Below are 892 nucleotides of genomic sequence, written 5' to 3' on the forward strand. Positions count from 1 at the left end.
GAGCGCTTTGGACGCGTGCGCCACCACATGAAACTTGTCGAACGTCACGCGCGCATCGGGCAGATGCTCGTCCACGCCCTTGATGAAGGCGGCCGACATGTCGATGCTCACCGATTTGATCTGCGCAGGCGTTGCGTTGTGTTGCTCCAGGTGATCGGCAAAGCGTTCGACAACGCCTGCATCCTTGCCGGGCGTGACGAAGACCACACGCCTGCCGTCCATGTCGGTGACCAGCGAGATATAGTCGTGGCCACGTCGGCACGAGGTCTCGTCAATGGCCACCGCAGTGACTTCGGACAAGTCAGTCGCGGCCACGGCGAGGTCGACATAGCGATCACAGATGGCCTTCACGCGATACCACGACAGGTTCACCAGACGAGCCACCGCCGCAAATGTCATCTCCCGGCACAGCGTCAGCACGAGCGCTTCAAACAGCAGCGTAAAGCCATCCAGCTTGCCTATCCAGTCAGGCTCCACGAGCCGCACCGAGCCGTCTGGCAGGCGCACACGCGGCACCCGCACCTCCAGATAACAGTCAAACTGGAAGAAATTCAAGTGGCGCAGCCGTTTGATGACCGTGTCGTGCACCGGGTGTTCGCCCGGCACCCCGGGGTAGGCAAACCGGCTGCCCGCGACAAAGTCCACGGCAATCGCCAGTTCCGCGCCGAAATCGACGCCTTGCACATACCACGGTGCCTTGATTCCCAAGGCGGCTTCAAACAGCTGGGTTTGGTTCGTCATTGTTCGCGTTGTCTTGCAGGGCTGATTGCCGCATTCTGCCGCAACCAACCCTGCACCAGCTTATTTACCCCACGCGCGTCAAGTGTTCGCTTCGCCGGGCTTGCGCCCGCACTTGACCCGGAAGTCCACCCACTCGAGATTCGAAAGAGGC

The 892-nt window shown here is 61.1% G+C and carries 1 protein-coding gene; it reads right to left on the minus strand.

Annotation, left to right across the window (positions count from 1 at the left end):
• On the minus strand, positions 1-741 hold a 741-nt coding region (locus P0D89_RS53485), incomplete at its 3' end, for an ISL3 family transposase (RefSeq protein WP_408379729.1).
• Positions 742-892 lie beyond the last annotated feature (151 nt).

The sequence above is a fragment of the Paraburkholderia sp. RL18-085-BIA-A genome (assembly GCF_046027075.1).
Classification (GTDB): Bacteria; Pseudomonadota; Gammaproteobacteria; order Burkholderiales; family Burkholderiaceae; genus Paraburkholderia.